The 22,543-nt window shown below is 56.0% G+C and carries 22 protein-coding genes and 1 tRNA gene; 11 read left to right on the forward strand and 12 right to left on the reverse strand.

Annotated features, from left to right (window positions below):
- Positions 1-145 precede the first annotated feature (145 nt).
- The 3 genes from htpG (at position 146) to H6B30_RS11310 (ending at position 3,360) form a co-directional block, all read left to right on the forward strand.
- Complete coding sequence (gene htpG, locus H6B30_RS11300) at positions 146-2,209, forward strand: molecular chaperone HtpG (RefSeq protein ID WP_205110670.1); 2,064 nt, start codon at positions 146-148, stop codon at positions 2,207-2,209.
- A gap of 398 nt (positions 2,210-2,607) precedes the next feature.
- Positions 2,608-2,793 (forward strand): hypothetical protein, encoded by a 186-nt coding sequence (locus tag H6B30_RS11305; RefSeq protein ID WP_205110672.1) that lies wholly within the window; start codon positions 2,608-2,610, stop codon positions 2,791-2,793.
- Positions 2,794-3,027: 234 nt separating this feature from the next.
- Positions 3,028-3,360 (forward strand): hypothetical protein, encoded by a 333-nt coding sequence (locus H6B30_RS11310; RefSeq protein WP_205110674.1) that lies wholly within the window; start codon positions 3,028-3,030, stop codon positions 3,358-3,360.
- 248 nt (positions 3,361-3,608) lie between these two features.
- Here H6B30_RS11310 and H6B30_RS11315 read toward each other — a convergent pair whose 3' ends face one another.
- The 3 genes from H6B30_RS11315 to H6B30_RS11325 form a co-directional block, all read right to left on the reverse strand.
- Positions 3,609-4,085, reverse strand: coding sequence for a hypothetical protein (locus H6B30_RS11315; RefSeq protein ID WP_205110676.1), 477 nt, complete (start codon positions 4,083-4,085; stop codon positions 3,609-3,611).
- A 170-nt stretch (positions 4,086-4,255) separates the two neighbouring features.
- Positions 4,256-5,227, reverse strand: a complete 972-nt coding sequence (locus H6B30_RS11320) for a phage integrase SAM-like domain-containing protein (protein WP_205110679.1) — start codon at positions 5,225-5,227, stop codon at positions 4,256-4,258.
- A 303-nt stretch (positions 5,228-5,530) separates the two neighbouring features.
- Positions 5,531-5,605, reverse strand: a tRNA-Arg gene (locus H6B30_RS11325).
- Positions 5,606-5,933: 328 nt separating this feature from the next.
- On the opposite strand from H6B30_RS11325, the gene H6B30_RS11330 reads away from it, so the two are divergent.
- The 5 genes from H6B30_RS11330 to H6B30_RS11350 all read left to right on the forward strand — a co-directional run bounded on the left by H6B30_RS11330 (position 5,934) and on the right by H6B30_RS11350 (position 11,111).
- The gene (locus H6B30_RS11330; protein WP_205110681.1) at positions 5,934-6,308 is read left to right on the forward strand and encodes a desulfoferrodoxin; all 375 of its coding nucleotides are present in this window, start codon (positions 5,934-5,936) and stop codon (positions 6,306-6,308) included.
- Positions 6,309-6,555: 247 nt separating this feature from the next.
- Positions 6,556-8,295: a single-stranded-DNA-specific exonuclease RecJ gene (gene recJ / locus H6B30_RS11335; protein WP_205110683.1), complete on the forward strand. Its 1,740-nt coding sequence runs from the start codon at positions 6,556-6,558 to the stop codon at positions 8,293-8,295.
- Positions 8,296-8,320: 25 nt separating this feature from the next.
- Positions 8,321-10,225: a RecQ family ATP-dependent DNA helicase gene (locus H6B30_RS11340; RefSeq protein WP_205110685.1), complete on the forward strand. Its 1,905-nt coding sequence runs from the start codon at positions 8,321-8,323 to the stop codon at positions 10,223-10,225.
- A 17-nt stretch (positions 10,226-10,242) separates the two neighbouring features.
- On the forward strand, positions 10,243-10,512 hold the full coding sequence (locus tag H6B30_RS11345; protein ID WP_205110687.1) for a LysO family transporter: 270 nt from the start codon (positions 10,243-10,245) through the stop codon (positions 10,510-10,512).
- Positions 10,509-11,111, forward strand: coding sequence for a LysO family transporter (locus H6B30_RS11350; protein ID WP_205110717.1), 603 nt, complete (start codon positions 10,509-10,511; stop codon positions 11,109-11,111). Before H6B30_RS11345 ends, H6B30_RS11350 begins: the two co-directional genes overlap by 4 nt.
- A 41-nt stretch (positions 11,112-11,152) precedes the next feature.
- On the opposite strand, the gene H6B30_RS11355 is transcribed toward H6B30_RS11350, so the two are convergent.
- From H6B30_RS11355 to hcp, 7 genes are all read right to left on the reverse strand, one after another.
- Complete coding sequence (locus H6B30_RS11355; protein WP_205110689.1) at positions 11,153-11,845, reverse strand: LrgB family protein; 693 nt, start codon at positions 11,843-11,845, stop codon at positions 11,153-11,155.
- Entirely contained in the window at positions 11,845-12,201 is a 357-nt protein-coding gene (locus H6B30_RS11360; protein ID WP_205110691.1) for a CidA/LrgA family protein, read from the reverse strand. The genes H6B30_RS11355 and H6B30_RS11360 overlap by 1 nt, the downstream gene beginning before the upstream one ends.
- 10 nt (positions 12,202-12,211) lie before the next feature.
- Positions 12,212-12,787 carry a cytidylate kinase-like family protein gene (locus H6B30_RS11365; RefSeq protein ID WP_205110693.1) on the reverse strand — a complete coding sequence of 192 codons (576 nt, stop codon included), beginning with the start codon at positions 12,785-12,787 and terminating at the stop codon, positions 12,212-12,214.
- A gap of 205 nt (positions 12,788-12,992) precedes the next feature.
- Positions 12,993-13,916 (reverse strand): tyrosine-type recombinase/integrase, encoded by a 924-nt coding sequence (locus H6B30_RS11370; protein ID WP_205110695.1) that lies wholly within the window; start codon positions 13,914-13,916, stop codon positions 12,993-12,995.
- A 69-nt stretch (positions 13,917-13,985) separates the two neighbouring features.
- Positions 13,986-14,327: an HNH endonuclease gene (locus tag H6B30_RS11375; RefSeq protein WP_239483918.1), complete on the reverse strand. Its 342-nt coding sequence runs from the start codon at positions 14,325-14,327 to the stop codon at positions 13,986-13,988.
- A 406-nt stretch (positions 14,328-14,733) separates the two neighbouring features.
- Positions 14,734-15,468 (reverse strand): iron-sulfur cluster repair di-iron protein, encoded by a 735-nt coding sequence (gene ric / locus H6B30_RS11380; protein WP_205110697.1) that lies wholly within the window; start codon positions 15,466-15,468, stop codon positions 14,734-14,736.
- A gap of 18 nt (positions 15,469-15,486) precedes the next feature.
- Positions 15,487-17,139: a hydroxylamine reductase gene (gene hcp / locus H6B30_RS11385; protein WP_205110699.1), complete on the reverse strand. Its 1,653-nt coding sequence runs from the start codon at positions 17,137-17,139 to the stop codon at positions 15,487-15,489.
- A gap of 208 nt (positions 17,140-17,347) precedes the next feature.
- On the opposite strand from hcp, the gene H6B30_RS11390 reads away from it, so the two are divergent.
- Together H6B30_RS11390 and H6B30_RS11395 are read left to right on the forward strand one after the other, a co-directional pair.
- On the forward strand, positions 17,348-17,941 hold the full coding sequence (locus H6B30_RS11390; RefSeq protein WP_205110701.1) for a Crp/Fnr family transcriptional regulator: 594 nt from the start codon (positions 17,348-17,350) through the stop codon (positions 17,939-17,941).
- 117 nt (positions 17,942-18,058) lie between these two features.
- On the forward strand, positions 18,059-19,090 hold the full coding sequence (locus H6B30_RS11395; protein WP_239483933.1) for an alpha/beta hydrolase: 1,032 nt from the start codon (positions 18,059-18,061) through the stop codon (positions 19,088-19,090).
- Between the two features lie 100 nt (positions 19,091-19,190).
- Here the strand turns inward: H6B30_RS11395 and H6B30_RS11400 are convergent, their stop codons facing one another.
- The gene (locus tag H6B30_RS11400) at positions 19,191-20,906 is read right to left on the reverse strand and encodes a tetratricopeptide repeat protein (RefSeq protein ID WP_205110705.1); all 1,716 of its coding nucleotides are present in this window, start codon (positions 20,904-20,906) and stop codon (positions 19,191-19,193) included.
- 639 nt (positions 20,907-21,545) lie between these two features.
- On the opposite strand from H6B30_RS11400, the gene H6B30_RS11405 reads away from it, so the two are divergent.
- Positions 21,546-21,932 carry a hypothetical protein gene (locus H6B30_RS11405; RefSeq protein ID WP_205110707.1) on the forward strand — a complete coding sequence of 129 codons (387 nt, stop codon included), beginning with the start codon at positions 21,546-21,548 and terminating at the stop codon, positions 21,930-21,932.
- A 148-nt stretch (positions 21,933-22,080) separates the two neighbouring features.
- Here H6B30_RS11405 and H6B30_RS11410 read toward each other — a convergent pair whose 3' ends face one another.
- Entirely contained in the window at positions 22,081-22,539 is a 459-nt protein-coding gene (locus tag H6B30_RS11410; protein WP_205110709.1) for a hypothetical protein, read from the reverse strand.
- Between the last annotated feature and the right edge of the window lie 4 nt (positions 22,540-22,543).

Below are 22,543 nucleotides of genomic sequence, written 5' to 3' on the forward strand. Positions count from 1 at the left end.
CGCAAGGCAGGCAACTACCGCGACAGGGCCTCGCCAAGCAGTTTGGCACGCTATTTGCAAACAAACCATCGGTTGCTGCAGCCCGGCAAGGGCGGGCGGCACACCAAGGCACAATGACCAATAAACATAACAACTAAGACATATCATGCAAAAAGGCAACATCGGGGTTACCACAGAGAACATATTCCCCGTCATCAAAAAGTTCCTCTACTCAGACCATGAGATATTCTTGCGCGAAATGGTTTCAAACGCCGTAGACGCCACGCAGAAGATGAAGACACTGGCCGAAAACGGCGACTTCAAGGGCGAGCTGGGCGACCTGACCGTGCGCATATCGGTAGACGAGAAGGCCGGCACCATAACCATCAGCGACAGGGGCATCGGCATGACCGAGGAAGAGATTGACAAGTATATCAACCAGATAGCCTTCTCGGGCGTCAACGACTTCCTCGAGAAATACAAGGACAACGCCAACAACATAATAGGCCACTTCGGACTGGGCTTCTACTCGTCGTTCATGGTGAGCAAGAAGGTCGAGATAATCACCCGCAGCTACCGCGAGGGGGCCAAGGCCGTGAAGTGGAGCTGCGACGGCAGCCCCGCATACGAGATTGACGACGCCGAGCGCGACGGCCGCGGCAGCGACATCGTGCTGCACATAGACGACGACTGCAAGGAGTTTCTCGACAAGCACAAGCTGCAGGGCCTGCTCGACAAGTACTGCAAGTTCATGCCCGTGCCAATAGCCTTCGGCAAGAAGACCGAATGGAAAGACGGCAAGCAGGTGGACACCGACGAAGACAACATCATAAACAGCGTGGAGCCGCTGTGGACCAAGGCCCCCAGCACGCTCAAGGACGACGACTACAAGCAGTTCTACCGCACGCTCTACCCCATGCAGGACGAGCCCCTGTTCTGGATTCACCTCAACGTAGACTATCCATTCAACCTCACCGGCATACTCTACTTCCCGAGGATAAAGTCGAACATCGACCTGCAGCGCAACAAGATACAGCTGTACTGCAACCAGGTGTTCGTCACCGACCAGGTAGAGGGCATCGTGCCCGAGTTCCTAACCCTGCTGCACGGTGTGATCGACTCGCCCGACATACCGCTCAACGTGAGCCGCTCGTACCTGCAGAGCGACCGCGACGTGAAGAAGATATCCACCTACATCACCAAGAAGGTGGCCGACAGGCTGCAGGGGATATTCAAGGAAGACCGCAAGGCTTACGAGGAGAAATGGGACGACCTGAAGCTCTTCATCAACTACGGCATGCTGAGCGAGGAAAGCTTCTACGATAGGGCCAAAGACTTCGCCCTGTTCAAGGACACCGAGGGCAAGCATTTCACCTTCGACGAATACCGCACGCTAATCAAAGACAACCAGACCGACAAGGACGGACAGCTCATCTACCTCTACGCCACCAACAAGGAAGAGCAGTACAGCTACATCGAGGCTGCCCGCGCCAAGGGCTACAGCGTGCTGCTGCTCGACGGACAGCTCGACGTGCCGGCAATATCGATGCTCGAGCAGAAGTTTGAAAAGAGCCGCTTCACCAGGGTGGACGGCGACGTGACCGACAGGCTCATCACCAAGGACGACGCCAAGAAGACAGAGCTGGAGGCCGACGAGGCTGACAATCTGTCATCTGTGTTCAGCAGCCAACTGCCAAAGCTCGACAAGGCCGAGATTTATGTCGAGGTGCAGGCCATGGGTGAGCAGGCACAGCCCGTGGTAATAACCCAAAGCGAATACATGCGGCGAATGAAGGACATCAGCCGCTTCCAGTCGGGCATGGGATTCTATGCACAGATGCCCGACAGCTACAGCATGGTGCTCAACAGCGACCACCCGCTCATCAAGAAGGTGCTGGCCGACTGCGACAACGCCACCGCCGAGGCGCTAAAGCCAATAGTCAGCGAACTGAAAGGACAGCAGGCCAGGCTCGCCGCCATACACAAGAGCCAAGGCAAGAAGAAGCCCGAGGAGATAACGCAGGAAGAGAAAGACGACCTGGCCAACACCGAGAAGGCCGTGGGCGAACAACGCGACAAGAAGAAGGCCGTGCTGGCCGACTATGCCAAGGGCAACAGCATAGTGCACCAACTCATCGACCTGGCACTGCTGCAGAACGGCATGCTCAAGGGAGCCGCCCTCGACGCATTCCTGAAGCGCTCGGTCGACCTGATAAAAGTTAAGGATTAAGAGTTTAGGAGACTTTTAAGAAGTTAATTAGACTTGTTAGGAGTCAAGGAGACTTGTTAGGAGTCAAGGAGTTAGGAAGTTAAGGAGTTAGGAAGTTAAGGAGTTAAGACAATAGTCTTGCTACTTAATTCCTAACTCTTAACTTTTAACTTTAACTCTTAATTCTTACTCCCTAATTCTTACTCCCTACCCAGCGGCACTATTGTCCACTAACTCCCTACAACCCGGGCCACCCGATAAACATAGGGGGCTTAAGCGTACAGGGAGTTAAGGAGTTAGAGGACAATAGCATTGACGATCTCTTCCTGTAACACTTTCCACATGCCCCCTGGGTTCTCGTGCTCCCAAACTACAAACTTAGGGATACAATTGTATCAAGGATTAAACAAGAAACCAAGATGGAGCTGAAAGAATTTGTTAAGACTGCAATCACCGACATAACAGAAGCGGTCAGCGAGCTGCAATCGGAACTTGGCAATGGGGCGATAGTAAATCCTGCCCTGCCACATTCCATTAGCAATGGTTCGGTTGATGTCGTTTCAGGCAATCAGCCAATTCAGAAAATGGTATTCGATGGTGCCTGACAACAATGGAGGCAACAGCCATCGACGGCGTAGCAAAAGGCGGAATTGCTATATTTGCGACCAAGTTGGAAACTTCGCAACATGCACAGGCGCAAAACGTATCACGTCTGACATTCCATCAACCCCGACCCGAAGTTTGCGGACTTCGATGTGCCAATGGCTGAGATATATGGGATGTATAGGGTATTGATGTGCTTGGCGGCTAAATAAATGTAAAAAAATAGATAATAAATTATGGAAGTAGTTTTTGCAATTATCAGTATCGTAGCAGCAGTGCTACAGATTATCCTCTTCTTCAAGTTATGGGGGATGACAAATGATGTCAGAAAATTAAAGGATGCCGTGATAGGTAATTTTTCGCAGGCAAACCCGTCACATCAAAAAGAGATGGAAGCCCCTCCCATTGAACATATGGGAATATCCGTAGGAGATTATGTTATAAGAAAATCCGATGGAAAAAGGATGAAGGTGCAGTCTATATACAACAATAAACTGTTTTGCTCGGCGAATGTTTTTGGAGGGTATAAATACTATGCCCTCGACGAAATAGAGAAAGAGAACGATTAGGGGAACACAACCTGCGGCAGTCCTCGCATTGAGACTGCCGCAGGTTGCTGTTTGTCAATTACCCTTTTCCCCCGCGCGTCTTTTTCCTTGCTTTCCGACGACAAGGCCACGCCTGCTATGAAAATGGCCGAAACTAACATTGATATTCCCACGTCATTTAGTTATCCCGACCTCTTCAAGGTACTTATCCCTCAACCTCAGCCCAATGACAAAGCATAAGTCGTTCACGGTTATGTCGTATTTTTCCGTCATCCAAAGGTCCATGAAGGCTCGTTGTAAACAAAGTCCTTCAAGTCGTTAAATGCCGGGGTAGGCACAAGCGACATACAAGCGGCATTCGCTGCCTGCTCCACGTCAAGCGCGACGAGCGGTTTGGAGTTCTTGATAAAATCAAACAAGGCAGCCTTGTTGTCTGCAATAAATTTATCACCGTTCACTTTTGCATAAAGTTTCTCGCCCAAATCATTGAGCTTTCGAGGGCTGCTTTTCATTGAGAAAACATTGGTCGATTTCGGGTATTTCTCCACAAGAACGGTTTTTATCTTCGTTATATCCTCATGGTGGCCATCAAGTGTCTTTTTCATGCCCGCCACGTCAACTTCGATATTGTCTATGCGCTGTGACACTCTGCCGAACTTGAATATCTTGTCTATGATGAACCATACACCGCCGAGAACCACGCCTACTGCGCCTATTACCGTGCAGATTATTTCTATAGAATTCATATTGTATACATTTTATTTCTTTGTATCAGGTACAAAGATACGCATTATTCCCCTTTCAAACAAGTATTTTCACTAAATTCCATAACATAAATATGACGTTAATACAACATTGGGGCATGTCACTCCAAGTCTCCGACCTTATCACGTATCTCCCTCACCACCGATGTGTTCTACAGTTTGGCGTAAGCCTGCTCGGTTGTACGGATGCTCGAATGCCCGAGCACCTTTGCCACAGTCTCCATGCTCACGCCATGGTTGAGGAGCAGCATGCCGCATGTACGGCGGCCCCAATGAGAAGCGACCGGCTTGTCTATCCCCGCCGCCTCGGCGACCACTTTCAGCCTCATGTTGTATTGTTGGTTGCTGAAGCGCGGCAACTGTTCGTGGTACTTCCTCACTATCGCCAGTGCTTCCGGCAACAGCACCGCGCAGTATTCTATGCCTGTCTTGTGACGTCTGTCCTCTATCACATAGCTGTCGCCCACCTTGCTCACCCGGTTGAAGTCGAACGACATCAAGTCAGAATAGGCAAGGCCCGTGAGGCACTGCACAACGAATAGGTCGCGAACCTTTGCCAGGCTCTCATTACCGAGTTCCACATCGCGCACCTTGGCGAATTCGTCCTCAGTGAGGTACATCCCATGCCTCGATTCACCGCGCTTGAATTGTAAACCGAGATATGGGTTGGAGGTCATTAGCTCGTGCCGTATCGCGTCGTTGATGTATGTCTTCAGCGTCTTGTGGTAGGAGTGGACTGTGGGCTGCGCTATCCCGCGCCCGTGCAGGAACTCATCATAGTCCAGGATGTTCGAGCGCGTGAGGTCGGAAAACTCGCATATCTTGCCGAAGTCCACGAGCGACCCAACGACCTTGCGCTGCGACTTGCGCGTTGTCTCACGTATGTCCGTACGCTCGTCTATACGCTTGGCCACATAGTCTATGAAGCTGGCCTCCTTGGCGTTCTCCGCAGTTAGGAACTTCTCAAGCTTCTCGAACGTGAATGCATCGTCCACCTGCATCAGCCCGGTGATGAAGCTGTCAATACGCCCCTTGGCCGCTTTCAGCCGGTCGTTAAGGGCGTTCATCTCGAAAGTGTTGCATACGAGCGCCTTTTTGTTGAACTGATTTTTAAAGACCTTCACTCCTGTACTTACGTACTTTTACGGCCTTTCAGCAGCACCTCAATCTGTATGAGTGCCTTTTTCTGCTCTGTTGCAGTGTATTTGCGGTCGAACACGAACCGAGTAGTTGGATAGTCTGACATAACTTGGTATTTGGTAGAATGCAAAGGTAGAAAAAAGTAGAACACTACGGGAAAACTCAGGAAAAAACAAGAAAATAATTGCTACCGCTTTTCTACCGGATTTTATCCTGATGCGTTAGTATCTTCATCATAACTCATTTAATATCAATAAAAAAGAGCACTCTTATGGTGCTCCTTGTCGTGATTCCGCAGGGATTCGAACCCTGGACCCACGCCTTAGAAGGGCGTTGCTCTAATCCAACTGAGCTACGGAACCAAACCGGCCGCAAAGTTACACAAATTTTGTCAAACAAGCAAACGTTGGCGACATTTTTTAACAAAAACTTTCAACACGCCTTCAAGCACTCCCCCCATGCCCCCCCAGCCCGCAACGACAGGCACGGAAAGAGGCCACGATGCCGCTTTATCATTTTTTAACCAAGCACACTGCAACATTATCCGCAAAAAATTAGCATTCCCGAACTTTATTTCGTATCTTTGCTGATGGTTGGCGGAAACAGCAGCCACGGCCCACAGGCCACAGTGCGACGCCCCGCCATCCACCGAGAACAAGAACAATGTAAACAACAAAAAAATCAAGAACAATGACAAAGCAAGGACAAATTTATAAATGCGCCGTATGCGGCAACATCGTAGAAGTACTTCACCCGGCAGGCGGCACACTGTCGTGCTGCGGCCAGCCGATGGACCTCATAGCCGAGAACACCACCGACGCAGCCGTTGAGAAGCACGTGCCCGTGATAGAGAAGACAGCCGACGGATACAGGGTGACCGTGGGCAGCACCGAGCACCCCATGCTCGACGCACACTACATAGAGTGGATTGAGCTCTGCACCGAGACCGAGACCATGAGGAAATACCTCAAGCCGGGCGACAAGCCGGTGGCAGAATTCAAGACCGACGCCAAGGCCGTCAGCGCACGCGAATACTGCAACCTGCACGGGCTCTGGAAAGGCTGACCGAAAGCCAGCCCGGAGCACAGGCGCAACCGGCACACACAACGGCGTGCGGGCACAAGGGGACATGTCCCCATGCCCGCACGCGCTGCGTCAATGAGGCAGCACGGCCCCACCGCATTTTGGGCAAAAAAAGCAAAAACTTTGGAAAATACACACATATATAGTTTTTTCTTTGTAACTTTACAAGCCGATTCGGCCAATGACAGGCCAAACGCACAGACAAAGAAGAAAAGAAAAAACATATATAATGCATTTTAAATGGAATTACAAACCACAGACAACAGAGGAGGAAAAGGCCGCGAAGGAGCTGGCTGAGAAAATAGGCATGAGCCCCATACTGGCCGACTTGCTAATACGCCGGGGCATCAGGACCGAGTCGGCTGCCAAGCGCTTCTTCAGGCCCATGCTCAACGAACTCAACGACCCGTTCCTGATGAACGACATGGACGTGGCCGTCGACAGGCTCAACGACGCCATGGGGCGCAAGGAGCGCATCATGGTCTACGGCGACTACGACGTCGACGGGTGCACGGCGGTGGCGCTGGTCTACAAGTTCCTGCAGCAGTTCTACTCAAACATGGACTACTACATACCCGACCGCTACGAAGAAGGCTACGGGGTGAGCCGCAAGGGAATAGACTACGCCAAGGCAACAGGGGTGAAGCTCATCATCGTGCTCGACTGCGGCATCAAGGCCATCGACGAGATTGCCTACGCCAAGACGCTGGGCATTGACTTCATCATCTGCGACCACCACGTGCCCGACGAGGAGATGCCCCCGGCCGTGGCCATACTCAACCCCAAGCGCCCCGACTCCACCTACCCCTTCAGCCACCTGTCGGGATGCGGCGTGGGGTTCAAGCTCATGCAGGCCTTCGCCAAGAACAACGGCATACCTTTCTCAAGGCTCATACCCCTGCTCGACTTCTGCGCCGTGAGCATAGCCTCGGACATAGTGCCGGTGACGGGCGAAAACCGCATACTGGCGTACCATGGGCTGAAACAGCTCAACCAAAACCCGTCGGTGGGCCTCAAGGCCATCATCGAGGTGTGCGCCCTGACGGGGCGCGAACTGACCATGAGCGACATAGTGTTCAAGATTGGGCCGCGCATCAACGCCTCGGGCAGGATGCAGAACGGGCGCGAGGCCGTGGAGCTGCTCGTGGAGAAAGACCTGAACAGGGCAATGAAGGAGGCCGGGCTCATCAACGAATACAACGAGCAGCGCAAGGACGTTGACAAGCAGATGACCGAAGAGGCCAACCTCATCGTGGCCAAGCTCGAAAACCAGCAGCACCTGTCGTCGATAGTGCTCTACGGCGAAAACTGGAAGAAAGGCGTGGTGGGCATAGTGGCATCGAGGCTCACCGAGCTGTACTTCAGGCCCACGGTGGTGATGACGCTGAGCAACGGCATGGCCACGGGCTCGGCCAGGAGCGTGGCCGGGTTCGACATATACGAGGCCATAAAGAGCTGCCGCGACCTGCTCGAAAACTTCGGGGGCCACACCTACGCCGCCGGACTGTCGATGAAGACGTCGAACATACCTGAGTTCAGGCGGCGCTTCCAGCAGTATGTCGACGACCACATACAGCCGGAGCAGACGCAGGCCATACTCGACATCGAAGAGATGATAGACTTCAAGGACATCACAAAGAAGATGCACGCCGACCTAAAGAAGTTCGCTCCGCACGGGCCCTACAACCCCAAGCCGCTGTTCTGCACCCGCAACGTCTACGACTATGGCACAAGCAAGGTGGTGGGCCGCAACCAGGAGCACATCAAGCTCGAGCTTGTAGACAGCAAGTCGAGCAACGTGATGAACGGCATAGCCTTCGGCCAGAGCGCCGCAGCAAGGTACATCAAGAGCAAGCGCAGCTTCGACATAGTATACACCATAGAGGAAAATGTTTACAAGCGGGGCGAGGCGCAACTGCAGATAGAAGACATCAAGCCGTCGGACGACAGCCAGGAAGCCCTGCAGTGACAACGCTAAGCCACAACTACGGGCCATGCAAGACAAGTTTGACAACATACTTCAGAAATACTGGGGCTACGCCGGCTTCCGTGGCATACAGCGCGAGATAATAGAAAGCATAAGCAGCGGGCGCGACACGCTGGGACTCATGCCCACAGGCGGGGGCAAGTCGATAACGTTTCAGGTGCCGGCGCTGGCCATGACGGGGGTGTGCATAGTAATCACACCGCTCATTGCCCTCATGAAAGACCAGGTGATGAACCTCAGGCGGCGCAACATAGCGGCAGCGGCCATACACACCGGACTTACCCACGACGAGATTCTGGCCACGCTCGAGAACTGTGTCTTCGGGGCGGTGAAGATTTTGTATGTGTCGCCCGAGCGGCTGTCGTCTGAACTGTTCTGCACCAAGCTGCGGCACATCAAGGTGAGCTTCGTGACCGTCGACGAGGCCCACTGCATCAGCCAGTGGGGCTACGACTTCAGGCCCTCATACCTGCGCATAGCCGACATCAGGGCCATGCTGCCTGGGGTGCCGGTGCTGGCGCTCACGGCCACGGCCACACCGGCAGTGGTCGACGACATACAAGACAAGCTGGGCTTCGGCAGCCACAACGTGTTCAGGATGAGCTTCGAGCGCAAAAACCTGGCCTACGTGGTGAGGCGCTCTGCCGACAAGGAAGCCGAGGCCCTGCACATACTGCAGCGCGTCGACGGGCCGGCCATCGTTTACGTGCGCAGCAGGGCCAAGGCCAAGGAGGTGGCCGAATACCTGGCCGGGCAAGGCATAAGCGCCACCTACTACCACGCCGGACTCGACAACGCCGACAAAGACGCCCGGCAGAAGGCATGGGTAAGCGACAAGGCACGCGTGATGGTGGCCACCAACGCCTTCGGCATGGGCATCGACAAGCCCGACGTGCGCACGGTGATACACACCGACTGCCCCGACAGCCTGGAGGCCTACTTCCAGGAGGCGGGCCGGGCGGGCCGCGACGGCGCGAAAGCCTATGCAGTGCTGCTGTACAACGGGGCCGACAGCCGGAAGCTGGCAAAGCGCATCGACGACAATTTCCCTGAAAAAGAATACATACGCAAGGTGTATGAGCACTTGGCGTATTTCTTCCAGGTGGCCGAGGGCTATGGCGAGAACATCACGTTTGAGTTTAACATCGAGAAATTCTGCCATACGTTCAAGCACTTCCCGCTGAGGGTGAACTCGGCGCTGAAGATTCTCGACCGCGCCGGATACATTGATTACGCCGAAGAGCAGGACAACGCTGCGAGGGTGATGATGACCGTGACGCGCGACGAACTGTACAGGCTTACCAACAACACGCCCAACGAAGACAAGGTGATAATAACGCTGTTGCGCAGCTACGGTGGACTGTTCAGCGACTTCCGCTTCATCGACGAGGGCATCGTGGCACAGCGGGCCGGACTGATGCAGCCACAGGTGCACGAGGCGCTGAAGGCGCTCGGCCGCAAACGGGTATTGAAGTTCATACCGCGCAGGGCCACACCTGTCGTCAGGTACAGGCGAAGGCGCGAAGACCCCGCAAGGCTCGTCTTCCCCAAAGATGCCTACGAAGAAAGGCGAAGGCAGTTTGCCGAGCGCATCGGGGCAATGATGCGCTACGCCACCAACGACGACAAATGCCGGAGCCTGCAACTGCTGGGCTACTTTGGCGAAGACACGGCACAGCCCTGCGGCCACTGCGACGTGTGCCTCGACAGCAAAGGCAACCCTGCCGACACAGCCGGGGCCGAAGAGGTGAGGGCCGCCATAGAAAGGCTGCTGGGCGACGGCATGCGCCACCACATCACCGAACTGCTGGGCATAAAGCAGCCACCCGAGACCGTTGACGCCACACTGAGGCGGCTCATCGAGGAAGAACACATATACCAGGAAGACGGATTCATATACAAAGGGCATTAACCACACTAAGACAAACAATGTTCACAGTCATATCATCAATGCTCGCCGGCATGGCCGCGGGCTTCGCGCTGAGGCGCCACAAGTCACGGTGGCAGCAGCACGCGGTGACGGCGCTCATCTGGGCGCTGCTCTTCATGCTGGGCCTGGGCATTGGCTCGAACGACGGCATATTCAACTCGCTGGGGTCGATAGGGCTGCGGTCGGCAGCCATCGGCACGGCTGCCACCATAGGCAGCGCGGCGGCATCGTGGCTGCTGTGGAAAAAGACAGGGAGGGACAGGCGATGAAGGCAAATGCCGGAATAATAGGTTTCTTCGTGGCAGGCATAGTGCTGGGCCGGCTTCACGCCGTGCCCGCCACGGCAGACCTCGACGCCATAAGCCTCGGGGTGCTCTGCACACTGATATTCTTCGTGGGCTACGGCATAGGCAACGACACCACCGTGCTGGCCCGGTTCCGCAGCCTAAGCCCCGGACTGGCACTGCTGCCGGCCGTGTCGATACTGGGCAGCCTGGCCGGAAGCCTGGCCGTGGCCATGCTCGCCGGAGGCCACAGCCCGGCCGAATGGCTCGCCGTGGGCAGCGGCATGGGCTACTACTCCATATCGAGCGTGCTCATCACCGGCTACCGGGGCACGGAACTGGGCACCATCGCCCTGCTCTCAAACATTGTGCGCGAGATGATTGCACTGCTCGGGGCACCGCTGCTCGTAAGGCTGTTCGGCACACTGGCACCCATAGCGGCTGCAGGGGCCACGGCCATGGACACCACGCTGCCCGTGATAAGCCGCACATGCGGCCCGAGGCTCGTGCCCGTGTCGATATACTGCGGCATGGCCACCGACTTCAGCGTGCCGTTCCTCGTCACGCTATTCTGCTCGATGTGAGCCCACGGCGGCAGCCACGGTCAGCCAGGCCACGGCCGGCATCACAGGAACAGGGCAAACACCGAGGCGCCTATCACCGTAAGTATGCCACTCACCACTATCGACAGGCCGCTCGTGGCTCCCTCGACCACACCCATCTCCATGGCCTTGGCCGTGCCTATGGCGTGGGAACTGCTGCCTATGGCTATACCCTTGGCTATGGGCTCCTCTATCCTCAGCAGCTTTAGGAACTTCTCGGCGAAGATGTTGCCGAGCACGCCGGTGACAATGATCGACACCACGGTGACCGACACTATGCCGCCCAGCTCCTCTGACACGCCCATGCCTATGGCCGTGGTTATGGACTTCGGCAGGAAGGTGACGTATGCCTCGTGGCCGAAGCCAAACGCCAGGGCAAGCAGCAACACCGTGACGAGGCTTGCAAGGGCCCCGGCCGCGATGCCGCACACTATGGCGCGGTAGTTTTTCTTGAGCAGCTCCACCTGCTGGTAGAGGGGCACGGCAAGGCACACCGTGGCCGGGGTGAGCAGGTAGCTCAGCCATGCCGCCCCGCGGCTGTAAGACCCATAGTCGACACCGAGCACAAGCAGGGCTGCAATGACAAGCACTATCGACACGAGCAGCGGGTTCATGAAGCCCCAGCCCGTCTTGCGGCGCAGGGCCACGCCAACGGCATAAGACACCAGGCTGATGCAAACGCCGAAGTAGACCGAATCGCAGAACAGGCGTTCCATCAGCGACCCTCCTTTCCGCGGCGTATCATCCGCTGCGTAACCAAGCCGGCCACACCCATTACCACAAACGTGGTAAGCACGGTCACGGCCACATAGGCCACCAGATGGCCGGCAATGTCGGCCCACGAGTCAACCAGTCCGACGGCCGCCGGGATGAACATCACCGGCATGACAGCTATGAGAAACGTGCTCACCTCGCGCACATCCTTCACCTTGACCCATTTCATCTGCAAAGCCACAAACAGCATCACGATGCCGTAGATGCTGGCCGGTATGGGCAGCGGCAGCATGGCGTGCAGAGCCTCACCCGCAAACGAGAAGGCGAGTATTATCAGAAACTGTGTGATATACTTCATGACAAAGCCCTCACTTTATGCCAATGCCTTCGATATATTGCCTTATAAGCGCCACGGAACGCTCGGCCCCGAGCCTCACGCTGTCGAAGCACAGGTCGTAGTCGCTCGAGTTGCCCCACTGCAGGTGGGTGTAGTACCTGTGGTAGCGCACCCGGCTGTCGTCCATGTCGCGCACTATCTCGCGCGCCTCGGCCATGCCTATGCCCTGCTCGGCGGCCACAGCCCTTACACGCTCGTCCTCGCGCCCTTTGAGGAACACCGACACGAGGTCGGCCCTCCGGCGGAATATGTAGTTGCCGCAGCGGCCTATTATGATGCAGTCGCGCTGCCCTATCATGTCGGACAGTATGTCGAGCGCCCTGCTGTGCACCGGGCCCTCGCTGTGGCCGAGGGCCGAGATGGCAAACAACAGTTCGTCGACGGGTCGCTCCTCAAAGAAGTCGTCCATCTCTTCGAGCACACCCTCTGCGCGGGCCATCTCCAACAGGCCCTTGCGCGTGTAGAACGGTATGCCGTAGGCGGCGCCCAGCATCTTGCCGATGGCCAGTGCGCCACACCCGTATTGCCGGGCTATAGTGATAATCATTGGCGTTTGATTTTAAGAAAACGGGTGCAAAGTTAGCAATATTAGCCGAGAAGCGTATGCATCCGGCCATGTTTTTTGCCTCGCGCGCATTCCCACGGCTTGTCACTTCGTCATCACATTCCGCAAATCGGCATGGCTCTCCACCACATCGCAGGTAACAGTGGAGTTGGATATGGTGGCAAAGTGGCGGCGGGCACACTCCAACTCATTGCTCTGCTATCCCAAGAAACTTGTTCATACGCTCAATACATTTCTTTTTTTGATGGATGTTTGGATGAACATACAGGTTAAGCGTTGTTGCCACATTTGAATGACCGAGTATGGCGCTTACCGTCTTGTAATCGCATTGGCTCTCTATGCAACGGGTTGCAAAGGTGTGGCGCAGCCCGTGGAATACGATTTGAGGAATGCCAAGCCGCTTCAATAACCGATAAAAATAGTCACGGTAAGAACGTGGTTCTTTTGAATGTTCAGATTCACCTACCACAAACGGAGAGGCAGAGGCTTTCCTTACTGTTCGCAGGCTTTTGAACAATAGCGTTGAGATGGGTATCTCCCGGCATGAAGTCCGTGTTTTGGGCGATGAGTGTATTTTCTCTGTAGATTTCAATTCGCAATTGTAAATCCGCCCTACGGTACGCCTTACCGTGATAATACGTTGGCAGAAGTCCACATCTTTCCATTGCAGTGCGCACACTTCGCCTATTCTCATGCCTGTGCAAACAGCCAACAGCACACCGATGTTCTGTGCTGTAGGTGTTTCAATCAGGTGCCGCATCAGTATGCGCTGATGCGTTATTGCCAAAGTAGGCAATCTGTTCATTTCAGTATCTGTAGGATATTCTATCTCCCAACCGTCGAATGGAAACATCTTGTGTTTCTTTCCGTATTTTGCTACAGACTTCAGAACAGCCACCATATCCCTTACGGTTTTGCGTGCAAGGCCACACGACAGTTTATGAATTACAAACCGCTGCACGTCGTCTTCTGTGATGCGTGTCTTCTCACCGAAATATGGCAGCAGATGGGTTTGCAGCGTAAGCAGATAAGCACACATGGTAGAGTGCTTTACTATCGGACGCTTTGCTGCACACCAACGCATTGAAATTTCTTGAAATGTATTCTGCATATACTTGTTTTGAAGGAATCAATACTAATATAACTCCCTCAAAACAAGTATATTCTGCAACATGTCACATTATTTGTTTCCTTTTGAGCGGTTGTGCGTCTTGCACAGCATCTCGCAATTTTCAATTGAAGTAGCACCGCCTTTGCTCCATGCAGTCACATGGTCGGCATCCATTTCATTGAACTTGTAGATGCGTGTCTTGTTGGCATTGTCGCCTATGGCGCACAGTGGACAGTTGGAAACACCCTTTTCTTTAGCCGCTTCTGTCTGGCGCGTGTATGCCGCACGCTTCGTTGACTCTTCAAACAAGCGTATCTGAAGCAGGCTTTTGTCTTGTTCGCCGCCTAATACGTACTCATATATATTGCGTTGGCATTTGATGCTCTCGTCGGCTTGCAATCTTAGTTTCATTATTCTCATCTAACCGGATTCGGAACGAACAGACATCTTGCATCAGCATTCAGACTGCCTGCAATGCCGGCCTATCCAGCCCACGTCATGCCACCAGCCAGCAACGCCTCATTTCGTTCGGTATGTCTGTCCTTCCTTCTGTTATACGGTTACAAAGATACAAATTTTATTTTATCCCTAAGCCATAAAATTAAGTACTATTTAACATGACAATAGTTGCCTGGCAGAAACACACCGAATACCACAGCAGTTGCTACTATCCGCGAGCCCTTGCCCCATTTTTTAAGCCCGCCTGCGTGTTGCGCAGCCCATCATGCCACTGCCGGGCAGCCATGGCGGCCCACCCAAAGGTGCTTGCCCCCATGCTGCCCGGCAGCGGCTATGGTATTTTGACAAAGACATGCTGTCAGCCCATGGCCACAGCCTGCTCCAAGGCCACGGCCCGCGGGAAGATGATGTTGTTCTCGAGGTGTATGTGCTCGTGCAGCGCGTCTCTGAACTGGCGCAGCTGCTGCATGGCCAGAGCATAGCTCGCACAGGCGTCGGCCGGCGCGGCAAAGTCGGCGGTGAGCGCGGCAATGCGCTCAAAGCGCTCTCCCTCGCCGCTGTGCTCCATCTCCATGACCGCTATTGGGTGTTCCACTGTGCCGCAGCCGAACGGAGCTATGGCCGTGCCGCTGGTGTGCGCCCTGTGCAGTTCGTAGATATACGGGAAGAGCACCTGCTCCTCTTTCGACAGATGGCTGTCGAGGTCGGCCAGCGACTGGCTGAACAGCCGGGCCACCTCGGCCAGTTCGGGGTGGCGACCGCCGTGCACTTCTACCACACGCCCCAGCAGTTGGGCCGTCTGCGGGCCTCGCTCGCGTATGTTGCGGTGGTGAATCTTCAGCACATAGTCTACGAGCAGGTCGGTAGGCCACTCGGCAAACGGGCATGCACCCGCCCCCTGTCTGTCATTGTGCGCACAGAGCTCGCGCTCTACATCGGCGGGGTCGAGGCCCTTTTGGCGGCATGCCTCGCCGAACATCACGCCGCCGTGGCAGCAGAAGTCGATGCCGAGGCGGGCGAACACCGCCGACGCCCCGAAGTCGGAGGCCACTATCTGGCCTACGGTCTGTGAACGGTAATCAGTATGTTTCATTTCTATTTCTCCTTCTTTTCATGCCAAACCGAATTTCTCCATGTCTTCGTCGACGGTTCCCACGCCGCTGATGCCGAAGTTGTCGACCAGCACCTTGGCCACGTTGGGCGACAGGAAGGCCGGCAGCGTGGGCCCGAGGTGTATCTGCTTCACGCCGAGGCTGAGCAGTGCGAGCAGCACGATGACAGCCTTTTGCTCATACCACGCGATGTTGTAGACAATGGGCAGCTCGTTGATGTCGGCCAGCCCGAACACCTCTTTCAGCTTCAGGGCTATGACGGCGAGCGAGTAGCTGTCGTTGCACTGCCCGGCATCGAGCACCCTGGGTATGCCGGCGATGTCGCCCAGCTGCAGCTTGTTGTACCTGTACTTGGCGCACCCGGCCGTGAGTATCACCGTATCCTTGGGCAGCCTCGACGCAAATTCGGTGTAATAGTCGCGGCTGCGCATGCGCCCGTCGCACCCGGCCATGACCACAAACTTGCGTATGGCCCCGCTCTTTACCGCCCCGACCACCTTGTCGGCCAGCTGCATCACCTGGTTGTGGGCAAAGCCGCCCACTATGCTGCCACGCTCTATCTCCGTTGGTGGCAGGCAATTCTTTGCGGCGTCTATCACTGCCGAGAAGTCCTTGCGCCCGTCGGGCCCTGTCTCGATGTGCCTGCATCCGGGGAATCCGGTAGAGTTGGCGGTGAACATGCGCTCCTTGTATGCGGCTCCGGGCAGCGGCGGCACTATGCAGTTGGTGGTAAACACTATCGGGCCGTTGAACGTGGCGAACTCCTCGCGCTGCTTCCACCATGCGTTGCCGTAGTTTCCGGCAAAGTGCTCATATTTCTTGAACGCCGGGTAATAGTGTGCGGGCAGCATCTCGCCGTGGGTATATATGTCGATGCCCGTGCCGGCCGACTGCTCCAGCAGCTGCTCGAGGTCGCTCAGGTCGTGGCCGCTGATCAGTATGCCCGGCCTGTTGCGCACGCCGATGTCTACGCTGGTGGCCTCGGGGTGGCCGTAGGCCGAGGTGTTGGCCTCGTCGAGCAGCGCCATGGTGCGCACACCGGCCTCGCCGGTCTTCAGGGCCAGGGCGGTGAGCCCTGCCGCATCGAGCCCGCCCACGGTGACATCGGCCAGCGCAGACTGCATGAACCGGTGCAGGTGGGCGTCGTCGTGGCCCAGCCTCATAGCATGGTCAAGGTAGGCGGCCATGCCCTTCAGTCCGTAGACAATCAGTTCCTTGAGCGAGCGCACATCTTCATCGGGCTCGCTGAGCACCCCCACCTCGCCGGCCTTGGCGTCGAAGCCCTCGCGTGAGCCCGCCCACTCCAGTTCGTCGGCTGCGGGCAGCCCCACGCCCATGGCCTCGGCCTTGGCTTTCAGAGCGTCGCGCACGGCCAAGGCCCTCTCTACGCGCCGCTCTATGCTCTCGCGGTCGAAGTTGGCGTTGGTGATGGTGCTGAACAGGGCGTCGACCACAAACTCGTCTACATCGTGGGCCACTTCTGCGCCGCTGTTGCGCAACCTGTCGGCAGCCACGGCAATGCCGCGCACCACAAACAGCAGCAAGTCCATGCTGCGGGCCGTCGCGGCGTCTTTTCCGCACACGCCCTTCAGTATGCATCCCGTTCCCTTTGCCGTCTCCTGGCACTGATAACAAAACATCCTATTCTCCATTTCTTTCTGTTTTTATTTAAATTATTTGATTACTGTTGTCGCCAAACTAAATGTTTTTATTATATTTGTCTGTCGCAAAGCATGCCCCGGCGGCCATGGCCAATGCACGGGAGCCCCCGGCTGCTTATCGGCGGCAAAGGTACGGAAGCAAATCCCATAAATCTGTACCATATGTTACATTCGGTACGAATAATAGTTAAATGTCACAATGGAACTGTCTGCACTGCTAAAAATAGCCCCGTTCAGGGGGATGGACGAAGACGACCTGATAGCCTTTCTGTTTGCAACGCCAAACAGCCTGAGGCGCTATGCCCCGGGCGACATCATCGCCCTGCAGGGCGACCGCTGCAAGGGGCTCTACATACTGGCCTCGGGGGCCGTGCGCGCGGGCATGGTCAACGCCGACGGCAAGGAGCTGACCATCGAGGAAATAAAGGCGCCGGCGCTGCTGGCCTCGGCGTTTGTCTTCGCCACCGAGAACAGGTTTCCGGTGATGATCGAGGCCACTGAGCCGTGCGAGCTCTTCTTCGTGGGCCGCGACCGCTTCATGCAGGCCATGCTCTCGTCGCCCGTCATGCTGGGCAACTTCCTCACCGACATATCCGACCGCAGCGTGTTCCTGAGCAGGAAGGTGAGCGAGTTTGCGCTGCTCGACCTGAAAAAGCGGATAATGAAATACCTCGATACCCACGGGGCCATACACAACCAGCGCGAGGTGGCACAACGCCTCGGGGTGACACGGCCCTCGCTGGCCAGGGCCCTGGCCGAACTGGCCAAGGAGGGGAAGATCGGGGGCAACTGACGGCAACAGAAACCGGCATGCCACAAGCGCACGGCGGCAAGGCCAAACGGACAAAGAAAGACATAAACGCTACTTATGAACAGGAAAACAAACTTACTGGCCGCCGCCGTGCTCGCCATGGCATGCAGCACGGCGGCCTGCGCCCAACAAAACAATCCTAACGCAAATAGATTTATGGAAGAGAAACTGAACTTGACTGAGGCGTGGGACAAGGTCTTCACGCAAAGCGACAAGGTGGAACACACCAAGATAACGTTCCACAACCGCTACGGAATAACCCTGGCGGCCGACCTCTACGCACCTAAAAACGCCACGGGCAAACTGCCTGCCGTGGCTGTCAGCGGCCCGTTCGGGGCTGTGAAGGAACAGGCTTCGGGCCTCTACGCGCAGACCCTGGCCGAGCGTGGATTCCTGACCATAGCCTTCGACCCTTCGTTCACCGGCGAGAGCGGTGGGCAGCCGCGCTATGTGGCATCGCCCGACATCAACACCGAAGACTTCTGCGCCGCGGTAGACTACCTGTCGTCGCGCGACGACGTTGACCCGGGGCGGATAGGCATACTGGGCATATGCGGATGGGGTGGCATGGCCGTGAACGCCGCTGCCGTGGACACGCGCATCAAGGCCACCGTGGCGGCCACGATGTACGACATGAGCAGGGTGACGGCCAACGGATACTTTGACGCTGCCGACAGCGCCGACGCGCGCCACGAACTGCGCCAGCAGCTCAACGAACAGCGAACCGAAGACTACAGGAACGGGGTGTACGCCCTGGCAGGAGGGGTGGCCGACACGCTGCCGGCCGACGCGCCGCAGTTTGTGAAAGACTACCACGCCTACTACAAGACAAAGCGCGGCTACCACCCGCGCTCGCTCAACTCTAACGGCGGATGGAACAAGACGTCGAGCCTTTCGTTCCTCAACATGCCGCTATTGGCATATTCGGGCGAGATACGCAGCGCGGTGCTGCTCATTCACGGCGAGAAAGCCCACTCGCGCTACTTCAGCGAAGACACGCGCAAGAAACTGAAGGGCGACAACAAGGAACTGCTCATCATCCCCGGGGCCAACCACACCGACCTCTACGACAACATGGAGAAGATTCCATTCGACAAGATTGCCGAGTTCTACGGCAAGTACCTCAGGTGACGCCCGGCCACAACCGCCGGCAGCCACCGCCAAACGCCCCCGGCCCGCCCCATGCCATGCGGCATGCGAGGGAGGAGCCGGGGGCCGCCATGCAGTGCCGTCAGCCGCCGGCGGGGCGGGCTGCGCAGCGCGTGAGCTCGAAATAGACGGGGCGCCCCGGTTCCTGCAGCTTGGTGGAATACAAGCCGAGGCGGCCGCACAGCTTTCCGGCAATGTCGTCGAACACGATGTCTACGAACTTGTATGCAAGCGCCCCGCTGCGCTCATACCTCTCGGCAAGCGTCAGCTGTCCGCCGGTGAACACCAGGCGGCCGTCGGCAGCAATCTCGCCGCTGTAGGCCACACTGTCGGTGCCCGTAACGATGGTGCCGCCAACCCGGCGCCCGCATCGGTCTACCGCCATGGACATGCGCCAGAGCGCCACCAGCCTGTCGCCGCTGTAGTCGTACATCACCATGAAGCCCTCGTAGCGCCCAGGGGCAAGCATGGTGTCGGCAGAGGCCGGAACGATGTCGGGCATGGATATGGGCAGGCTGGCATATTTCTCATCATCACCATAGACGTTGCTGAGGTATGTCTCTTCATGCTTGCGCACCATTTCGGCCCTGGCATCACGGCACTTGAGGGCAATGGCGCGCCGAAGGCAGTAATTGGCGGCTGCCGAGTCTTGCATGCACCCGAATCCGTTGCGGTGGCAGATGCCCAACATATACCACGACATTCCATCTTTCATCCCTGCAGCCTCACGAAAGGCCGCAACTGCCGCGGCATAGTCTTGCCCGCAACCCAATCCCTTGTAGAGCATATAGCCTTTTGCATACAGGCACTGGCGATTGCCGGCATCGGCTCCTTTTGAAAAACAAGTATATGCACGGACAAAATCACGGGCCACGCCTCCACGACCCTCCTTGTACATCATCCCGAGCACATGATATGCCTTGGCATAGCCCGCACCGGCGGCTTTGCCCAACAGTTCGGCCGCGCGATTGCCGTCAACGGCAACGCCACGGCCCAACAGGTAGACATTGCCGAGGCTGAACATCAGGTTGGCTGCCGAATCGGCCTCCACGGCTTTTTCGAGCGTTCTGGCGGCACGCTGTAACTGTGCCGGCGAACTGTTCCGGTTGCCCAACACCTTGATGGCACCTACAGCATCTTGGTTGTCGTACATGGGGGTGAGATGGGGCGACGAATTTCCATGGATTAGGTCCGACGGCTTCTCGCGCTCGGCGGTCAGCCTTATTCCGCCGTCAACAAGCATCACTGAATCGTTGGCGACAAACCTTCGGTTGTCCCACTCCCACATATGTCGCTTACTGTTTACAACAAACTGTGTGTATTCTGCCAGCCGCTTTTCGGCTTCCTCATATCTTCCTGCCTGGTATTCCATGTATCTCAACTCCGCGTTTGACATCGTTTCCTCTGACATGTCGGGATTGTCGAGCCCGGAATTGGAGTAACACTTCACGCTGCCCGGGTCAACCTCGGTTGTTATCAAGCCGCCCGCCACACTGTAACGGCCACGGAGCCTGATGTAGACTGTGCCGCCGCCGACCGTGCCAGCCAGACGGCCAGACCTCTTGCCGCGCACAGTGGAAACATGCCGCCTGCCGGCGGCGGTGCTACCCGATACGTTCAGCCTGAATGTACCATCGTTGCGGAATTCGAAAATGCCTTTATATTCATTGCATACTGCCGACAGATACAGACTGTCGAGAAAGGCTTGTGAACAATACCACTTGCCAACGACACCACTGGCCCTACCCGGCTGCAACAGCCCAAACATCATTGCTACAATCAATAACGCATTCTTCATACACTATTTCATACAAATCTGCATTCACAACTATACTGCGCCCGACTGATGGCATGAGGCATCACAGCCATGCACGGGCTGCAATGGACATTGGCGGGCACAACCATGCGCAACACCGGGATGCCCTGCAAGGGCACTATATGCGCTTATGCGCAAACTTAACAAGTTTTATCAACAAAAGCAAACGTAACCCGGACGAAGTGCGGATACCACCCAACATTTAACACTCTTTACGGAATGGGGCAAAAAAGACTTTTCGGAAAAAGCTTAAATGGGTTATTATTATAAGTAGCTGTTCAAAATTAACCGATACAATAGACCTTGCAGCTGTCCTCTATATCTTTGCCACCATCTTGTGTGCTCCTTCGGGCCGCATACCAAAGTCTCATCGGTCGCGTAGCCCGCTACGCTCTCTCTTCGGACTTTGGCATGCTTCTCCGAAATAGCGCACAATTTGATGGCAATTAATTTTGGACAACTACTTAGCCCTGCAAAGCAGCATTCCACGGCCGTTGTTCGGAGGCCGACACCCGATTGGGGACAATACGGTGAAAAAACATGTACAACTTCAGGCAAGCAAGAAAGCCACAGGCCGCAACCTTGACTGAAGCACATAAAGAATATGCTGCGTTTGGGATTGTGAAACGACACGTATCGGGATGCGATACGGCAAATATGGAATTGCCATACGGCAACATACGCAATGACAGCAGCGCCCACGAAACGCACGACATTGCCCACACTGCAAACGGCCATCACGAAGACAAGGGCGCAGCATGCGGCAAGCCCCCCACTACACTGCCCGTGGCAGGAGGGGAGGCCAGCCTGCACAACAGCCCTGCACAACAGCAAACGGACGCAGGCGCAAGCCTTTACTTAAAGAGGCGCTTCACGGTATGCACGCTGCCATCGGCCATTAATGACTTCCAGATAGAGCCTGGTGTCCGGCGACCCTATGCGACGGCCCTGCATGCAAAACAGCACTGCGCGGCACAGCCGGCCATGCCCATCAAACGCCCCCATTGACTAACGCCATGTGGCATCGCTCCACCAAGTGCAGCCACAGGCTTTCTGCACCATGGGTTAATGGCAAATGGCCGCCCGCATTGGACATCCATCCGGCAAGGCTATGGCGTAGGGGGCATGGTGGCGTCTGGTAGTGCTGCACGCCGCATTATTTATGGATGAGGGCGGCAAACTCTCTGAACCGGGTGAGGTTGTCGAACAAATCGAGGTCGAAGACCACCTCCGACCCGTCGGTGAGCTCTACCGTCAGCAAGCCGTCTTCTTCGTCATAGCTGACGGCCGTGATGTCGGCTATCAACAGCTCGCGCATCTCCGACTTGCGCCTGCCTGCAAACTGATAGGTGATGCGGCCGCCGTCTACTGTGATTACGCCTCCGGCCTTGGCCAGCAAGCGCGCATGCCTGATGGCCATGAGCACCCTGATTATCAAGACATGCCCCGCAACAACGAGGATGACCGTGGTTGGAAACGGGTCGAGGATGCGGGCGGCGCCAATTTTTATACCGAAAGGATGGACAATCGGTACGAGTATGAGCATCAACGACAGAATAATGTTGACCAAGTTGTCGCGGTAAACGGACTTGGCCACGTAATTGAACGTTTTCATCGAG

Origin of the sequence: Marseilla massiliensis, assembly GCF_016899955.1 — a bacterium.
GTDB lineage: Bacteria > Bacteroidota > Bacteroidia > Bacteroidales > Bacteroidaceae > Prevotella > Prevotella intestinigallinarum.